General features: G+C 42.6%; 5 protein-coding genes and 1 pseudogene. All 6 read right to left on the bottom strand.

Annotated features, from left to right (window positions below; translation table 11 throughout):
* Positions 1 to 551 (bottom strand): annotated as a pseudogene (locus tag RHS_RS28160) (PucR family transcriptional regulator); the annotation flags it as partial.
* Positions 552 to 620: 69 nt separating this feature from the next.
* Positions 621 to 1079, bottom strand: a complete 459-nt coding sequence (locus RHS_RS28165; RefSeq protein WP_052377902.1) for a hypothetical protein — start codon at positions 1077 to 1079, stop codon at positions 621 to 623.
* Positions 1080 to 1219: 140 nt separating this feature from the next.
* A complete protein-coding gene (locus RHS_RS28170) occupies positions 1220 to 1486 on the bottom strand; it encodes a hypothetical protein (RefSeq protein ID WP_027295353.1) in 267 nt (88 codons plus the stop codon).
* Between the two features lie 112 nt (positions 1487 to 1598).
* Complete coding sequence (locus tag RHS_RS32230; protein ID WP_152614274.1) at positions 1599 to 3374, bottom strand: sensor histidine kinase; 1776 nt, start codon at positions 3372 to 3374, stop codon at positions 1599 to 1601.
* 5 nt (positions 3375 to 3379) lie between these two features.
* A complete protein-coding gene (locus tag RHS_RS28180) occupies positions 3380 to 4921 on the bottom strand; it encodes a response regulator (protein ID WP_395023622.1) in 1542 nt (513 codons plus the stop codon).
* Positions 4922 to 5079: 158 nt separating this feature from the next.
* On the bottom strand, positions 5080 to 7604 hold a 2525-nt coding region (locus RHS_RS28185; RefSeq protein WP_395023623.1), incomplete at its 5' end, for a dockerin type I domain-containing protein.

Consider the following 7604-nt stretch of genomic DNA (forward strand, 5'->3'; position numbering starts at 1 on the left):
ACCAAAATAATACTTTTTTCATCTACAGCAGTAATATAATCCTTCGGTTTTGATGCAAACAGGCTTTTTACTGTCTCCAGTGCATTGTTATCCTTCTCATATTTCGTTTCTACCATAAATACCACACGTCTTGCTTCCGTTTCAATATGAAGCTTCTTTGCGCGGTTATAAATATCTACTAATAACAGGTTGTCCAGCAATAAGTTCTGGATAAAGTTATTCTTATCAAAACGTTCTTTATAAGCTACAATCAGATTCTGGATTTCACAGACTGCAACTTTTCCTATCATATATGCATCTTCGCTGGAACCCTTGGCAATCAGCACGTATTCTACGGTTCTCTCATCAAATATCTTAAAGAAATGATATCCCTGTATAACCTGACTGTCAGCTGCAGAATCAGCAAACAGCTGCACAGTATCACCTGCGATGTCATTGTCTGCAAATGTCGTAACGACCAAACGGCCCTCCAGATCCATGATACACAAATCAATCCTGGTGATTGCACGTAATTCGTCAATAGCATTTTGTAAAACCTGGCTTGAAATCATTCTTTCACTTCCTCACTTTGTAAATTTATACAGATACTATAAAACATTTTCGGGAAAATAGCAAATGTTTTACGCATGTTTCCCCATCACCCCATAAATAATTCCATGGAGCGGTTCCAGATTATCCCACACCACACGGTTCGAATCCACAGACTTTTCTCCGCAGTCAATGATACCGGTATGGGATTTAATGTCTTCCATTTTTGCCTCCATAGCCTTCAATTCCGTGGGCGCAAGTCCCTTTTTCACATCCAGCATGGATCCTGCAAACTTGTCGGCGTAAACATGGGCGAGAATTTCTATTGCCAATGAATGCCTCTTAATTTCCAATTCACACCCAAACTTTTCCTTGTATCGTCCGAGGGCATAGTCCGCAAGTGCCAGCGAGCCATTGCCTTCCTCATCCAGATAATCTTTCAAAATCTGGTCGCATACAATACGCACCCAGCTCTTCTCATATTTAACCGAAATGCCCCGGTATTCTTTTTCCCATTCCACATCTGTTTGTGCATTGTTTAATTCATCCATAAAGGCTCCTTATATCATCTTCGGTATTTTCATCTGATTTCCTTACATATATCTGCATATTTATTCATTTATCTGCATATGGTAATTATTTTTATTAAATCTTATTGTTATACTTATTATGAAGGAGATATTTACTGCCGTCAATTATTTTCTTGAATAATCAGGTATTTTGCCCTTTCATAATCCTTTTTTTCCACAAAGATCTTATACTGTCGTTCATAAGCAGGGTCCACGCCGGCACTTCCAAAATTTGCTCTTGCCGTACCTCTTCCAGGAATCCATTGTCCGCCGTGATTGATGACTTTATAATCGTATTTAATCTTTTCCCGGTCCAGAATGTCACGGACACGGTTCATTTCAACCAGAGAGTAACCTATATAAACATCACTTTTATTAAAACTGAACATTTTATTGCCCTCCTGTCATTTTGGATTTCTTCCTATTATAATATTACAATATTTCAGACCTGATTGCAATCTTTGTTCGAGTACCTGCCGGATAAAGTTTAAATTGCAATACCTAACAAGGGGGAATTCCCTCCGGTACTGTGGCTGCCCCTTCTGATGCAAGCCAGAGGGTACGCTGGTTTTTCACCGGAATCAGGATAGTAACTGTTGTTCCCCGGTTCTCCTTGCTTTCAATTTTGATTCCGTACTCACTTCCATACAGCAGTTTCAGCCTGTCAGACACGTTGTTGATTCCTATTCCGCTGAAATGATCTGTTTTGGCATTTTCTCCTGTTAATTTTCGCAGGTTCTCGTCTGCTATCCCCACACCATTATCGATAATCTGAAGTTGAAGCTTTCCACTGAGCATACGAACCAAAATCTTGATATTTCCCTTTGCCTCATAAGGAAACGCATGAAAAAATGCATTTTCCACAAATGGCTGCAGTATCATCTTCGGTATTTTGCATTCCTCACACCCGAAGGTTACAAAATATTCCACCTGTATTTTATCACCGTATCTGGTATTATTTATCAGCACATAATTTTTCAGGTTTTCTATTTCCCTTTCTATGGTAATATACTCGTCCATATTGCTGATTGTACTTCTCAGCAGAGCAATAAAGGCATCTATAGTCTTGGTTGATTTTTCAACATCTCCCTGAAATATAAGCCATTTTATGCTTGCGAGGGTATTATAAATATAATGCGGGTTTATCTGCATCTGCAAAGCCGCAATCTCTGCCCTGCGTTTCTCCTTCTGGATTGTCAGAAGCTCACCGATATATCTGTTTAGCTCGTCCAGCATCTCATTGTATGTACAGGATAACTCCTCAATTTCTCTAGATCCCGTAAGTTCTATGTGTTCATCATACCGGGTCTTTCTGGCATTTGACATTTTATATACCAGTTTGGACAGGGGGCGTGCTGTCTGTCTGGTTATGAAGAATATTATGATGCTTGCAGCCGCCATAATGCCTCCACAGATAACCCAGAGCAACGGTTCATTATACAGGTTACCCAGCGCTTTCTGGGTGTTGATAATGCCATATGCCGTACAGTGATAATAGGCAAGTTTTTTTTCCAGTACCATACCCGGATTCTTTTGTGGCATTTGCTTCCAGACCATCTGCTTATCAGAGGAAGAAACAACCTTACCTGTCTGATCCACCATATAAAACTCCGCATATTGTGAAGTAAAATATTCATAATACCTCTTAAAATCTCTTTCTTTAAGTGTTATGTATGCCACCCCGTATGGGACTTCACTTCCGGTTGCCCTGAGCGCTTTTACCGCCATCATCACCGGCGTATTTCTGGTCGTTGAGGTATAGCCGTTTTGTTTAAATATATACTGCACCGTCTCAGGATTTTCCAGTGCATATTTTGCTTCTTCCGAACCAATAATTTCTGAGACAGGCGTTATTATTGTTTCTTCCCGGTTGAGATAACTCTTTCCGCTCTTGCTGACTACCATGGCACTGATATTGTCCATACTTGAGGGGATTGCTTTCTTCATGTCCTGATCAGCCTTATACGTTATCTTAAATGTAAACTGAGGGCTCTGCGCTCCGTCATGCAGGTACAATTTTAAATTCCAGCTGGAATTTAACGCACTGAACAGCTTCATCAGATCTTCATGATAATTATTCAGTTCATGCTCGATCCTTAAAAACACTTTTTCCTGGGACCTTATATAGGTATCTACAAATATTTTTTTTGACATACCGATAATGACTGCAGTAACTGCAAGAATGGCACACAGAATTCCGGCAGTCACAACTGCAAGAATTTTAGTAACCATGCTGTTGGAGTGCACTTTTTTTCCTGTCCATATGCTTCTCTTCATCCGGATCACCGACTATCCCTTCTGTATGCACTGGGTGTTTTACCTGCGATTTTCTTAAATACCCTGCAAAAATAGCTGTGATCGGAATAACCTACCACAGAGCTGACCTGTGCAATAGAATATCTGGAATCTTTCAGAAACTCACAGGCTTTCTGTATGCGGATTTTATTGAGATACTCACTAAATCCCTCGCAGGCATGCTGATTGAAATAGGCGGAAAGATAGGAGTAACTGAAATTAAATTCTTCTGCAAGATTTTGCAGATTCAGTTCTTCTGTATAATGTTTCTGGATATAATCCAGTATTTTTCCAAGATATACATTCTGGTCCTCCTCCGTGGTCTCAAGGACCGTCTCTATCCTATCAAGCATCTCTTCATAAACCTCCAGGAATTCTTCACAGCAGGATGATTTCTCAATTTTATCAAAAGCTTCCCGGCTGATTTCCTCCAATTCCTGCACCCGTTCTTCTGAATCTCCTATGAGGTTATACAGAAGATTTTTTGTCTGGTTTTTCAGCTTAAATTCCGGCAACTGGCTATTCACTGCTTTTTCGATATAGACCCGGAAAATTCCTATTGCCTCATTGTATTTATGCGATACTACCGCAGATGCAAATTTACGAAAATCAAACTTCTCCAGTGATTCCTCCTCTGAAATTTCCCGGATGCTGCACAAATGCACTCCTTTGTAATAGAAACTTTCCCGTTCCAGAAAACCAGGTGTCTGGAAATCTTTTTTTAAGTCTTCCAGTTTCTTATACTGGAATCCCAGAGTTCCCAGAATTCTCTCTGAAATTAGCCCTATCTGCTCCATAAATGCATGCAGATCCTCAATCAGCCTGTCCTCGTCCCTCACCCCATAATTCAGAATTATACATAAAGTTTCTCTGCGCAGGAGAAACCTTAAATATTTGCAGTAGGGAATGCTATTCAGAAATTCCTCTGTTTTCTCATATAACACAGGAGACATATCAACGCCGCTGCTGTCCCTGCACCGCAGCGGCAGCACAAACAGCCGATAGCAGCTGTGGGGCAGCACTCTCAGAAACTCATCCGCTCCCTTTAGTTCATGTTCATAGCCTGCCAGATATCTTTCCAGCATCTTATCCAGGCCGGAAACCGTTTTTTTCTTAAGTTGAAGATCCGGTATCTTCTGAGATACTTTTCTTACCAGCTTCAGCAGTTCCTCCGAATTAAGCGTAGGCTTCAGAACATAGTCTACCGCTCCATTTAACAGTGCTTCCCTGACATATTCAAAATTATCATAGCTGCTCAATACAACGGTTTTAATTTCCGGATACTCTCTGCTTACTACCTTAATGAAATCCAGTCCGCTCATGACCGGCATAGCAATATCACACAGAATAATGTGAGGTTCCAGTGAAGGAATCAAATCCAGTGCTTCTTTTCCATTGGATGCCTCCCCTACTATTTCATACCCCTCCTCTTCCCATCTCATCATAAATCGTATTCCCTGCCGCATGATAAATTCGTCATCTACTATCATTATCTTACAACTGCTCTCCATTTTCTTTTCCTTCTCCATTTTCTCCTTTGTTTGACATACACTTTCCCCGGGTAAAACATAAGCAAAAAAATCCGGACATATCCTAAATTAGTAAGATACATCCGGATCTATTGCTTCACCTATCAGAGCCTGGTTTAAATACGCTTCAGCGCATGTAAAACAGGTTCTAGGATCTGCTAAAATGATACAATTTTTTCCGCCGCATACTGCAGAATAACCGCTGCGTCACCACTGTCTGCTGTTCCATCCCCGTTTACATCAGCTACCAGTTCCTGTTCCTCAGTAAATGGTCTGAGCTCTGCATTATACTTTAACAGTTCCGCGGAGTCATTTGTATCTACCACTCCATTCAGGTCCGTATCTCCCATAAGGCGGGCTTTAAGAATCTCATTGATCAGCCCCTTCAATACTTCGCCGATACGCTCTGCATCTGCCTCTACATCATCATAAACCTTCCGGGCTTCGTCTGTCAATCCCTGAAGTCCAGCTATACTGCTGCCCAGATATTTTCCGGGTTCCTGTAGCATGTTATCCGCCATATCCAGTGCATTTTTAAGCTCTGTTTTGTTCCCCTTTCTCACGAGGGATGTCATGGCAGCTGCCAGTTCATTGTATGCCTTATTGATTTCCGCCTCACTGGCCTGATTGTTTTTGACTACTGCCTTTGCCGCTTCCAGTGCTGTTTTTAATTTTTCGATAGTGGATGGTGTATACTGCGCCTCATTTTTCAGCATTGCCTCTGCTTTTTGAATCAGTATGCCAAGCCTTGAGTCCTCTCTCTTTAACAGTAAACCTGTTACTGCATCCATCAGCTTACTGGCAGCCGCATTTACTTCCTCCTGATTCATACCCTCGTTTGTATATACTCTTTTTGCCTCCGCCAGGGCATTCCTGACTGCCTGGACGCTTTCTTCCGTATACTGTGCCAGACTTTCCTCGTCTGCCAGAACCGCCTCAGCTCCTTCAATTGTTGCCAGAAGACCTGTTTTCTGGGTATCATTCTCCAAAAGGTTGCATACTGTAATCAATTTCAAAAATGCCAAGTCCACTTCTTCCTGGGAAACGTCTGGCTTCTCCAGCACTGCTTTTGCCATGTTAAGGGCCTCTTCTGCGGCTGCCCAGCTGCTTTCTGTAAAGCAATTGTTTTGGTTTTGCTGTATTTCCAGTTTTTCAGCCATTGCAACTGCCAGTCTCAGGCTTGTCAGATCCGTTTCTTCTGTTTCACCGCTGCCATTCAGATCTGCAAGTGCTGTACGGATATGCAAAGCTGCCTGTTCAACATCCTTCTGACTTGTTCCCGCCTGGTAAAGAAGGGGGTGTCCGGCTTTTACTAAATCATCAAGCACTGCCAGTTTTTCCATGGGATACAAGCTTCTGTCAATTGCTGCTGCCCCGGCAAGTGCATCTTTTAGTTCCTGTACATCCAGTATATTTTGAATCCGAAGATAGGAAAGTACCGGATCTGGCCCTCCGTCTGCTGCCACGGAAAATGTAACATTTTCTTCCGTCTCGCAGGTGAACTCATAGACTTCCTCACTCCATGGATTTCCTCCCTTCCAGGTATTTGCCGTACCAAGCTCCGTAGTCTTATCTCCTGCTGTCACCGATACCTTCATTGGTCGGTCCTGGTTCCACCATTCTTTGAATCCCAGGTTTACACGGTAGTTACCGGCTTTAAGCGGAACCACATAGCTGATTGACTGCCCCTGGCCTGCGTACCATCCGGTGTCATAATTATCGTTTTTATCCCCGGTGTATGCGCCGTATTCCTCCAGGTATCCCCAGGTTCCATTCGTTAATTTCTGATCCGGGGTCTCATTTAAAAGTTTTGCATAGCTGTTAACCCGTGTATATTCCGGTGAACCCGGATTGTTGCAGTCAATAAAATACTGCACATTTCCTGTTACAACCTTAACCTCTACCGATGCTTTGGCAGATGTTTCCGGGACAGTCCCCTCCAGTGTTACATTTCCTGTAAAATCAACACCTTCCAGGTTCCAAACAACATTTTTTTCAACTTTGTTGCCCATATTTGTCCAGGCAGATACGGCAGCCGGCAACAGAGGCTGCACCCCGCTTACGGTATACACTGTTTTACTTTTTTCAACTTTTTCAACCTTCTCTTCCAGCGTTCCCCTTACCACTTTTGCACAGCTGATCTCCAGCAGCTTTTCATTCTGATCCGCTGCTTTGGATATGGATATGGTATGTGTACCTTCTCCAAGGCTTCCTGTATTAAAGAGAATTGTACTGCCCTCTTTATCTGCGGAAACCAGGGATACTTCCTGTGGCTCCCCGCCGTCCACGGTTATATTTACAAGTGCCCCTTCCGGTGCCTTTGTTCCATAAATTAAAGCCTGACTGCCCTCAAAGGTAAAGTCAGCCGAACCATCCTGTGCTGTGGTATACTTTCCACCTCCGAAATCATCTGCGGAATCTCCCCAGGAACCTGCATAGCTAAACTTATTAATATCTGAGGTCCACTCTTCTTCCGGCTTTTCTACATCTGCATCCACGATTTTTGCATAATTGGAGGGACTGCAGATTGCACTTTTGTCATTTGCTCTTATTACATAAGTAGATACGGAGTTTGACGGCAGTGTCATATCCAGCACACCATCTGTAACATCCTGCGTTTCTGTAAGCTGGCAGCTCTCTGAATCAGAAGTACGATAAAGCTCTGCAGCTGCAGCACCGGGAA

Origin of the sequence: Robinsoniella sp. RHS (assembly GCF_001029355.1) — a bacterium.
Lineage (GTDB): Bacteria > Bacillota > Clostridia > Lachnospirales > Lachnospiraceae > Robinsoniella > Robinsoniella peoriensis.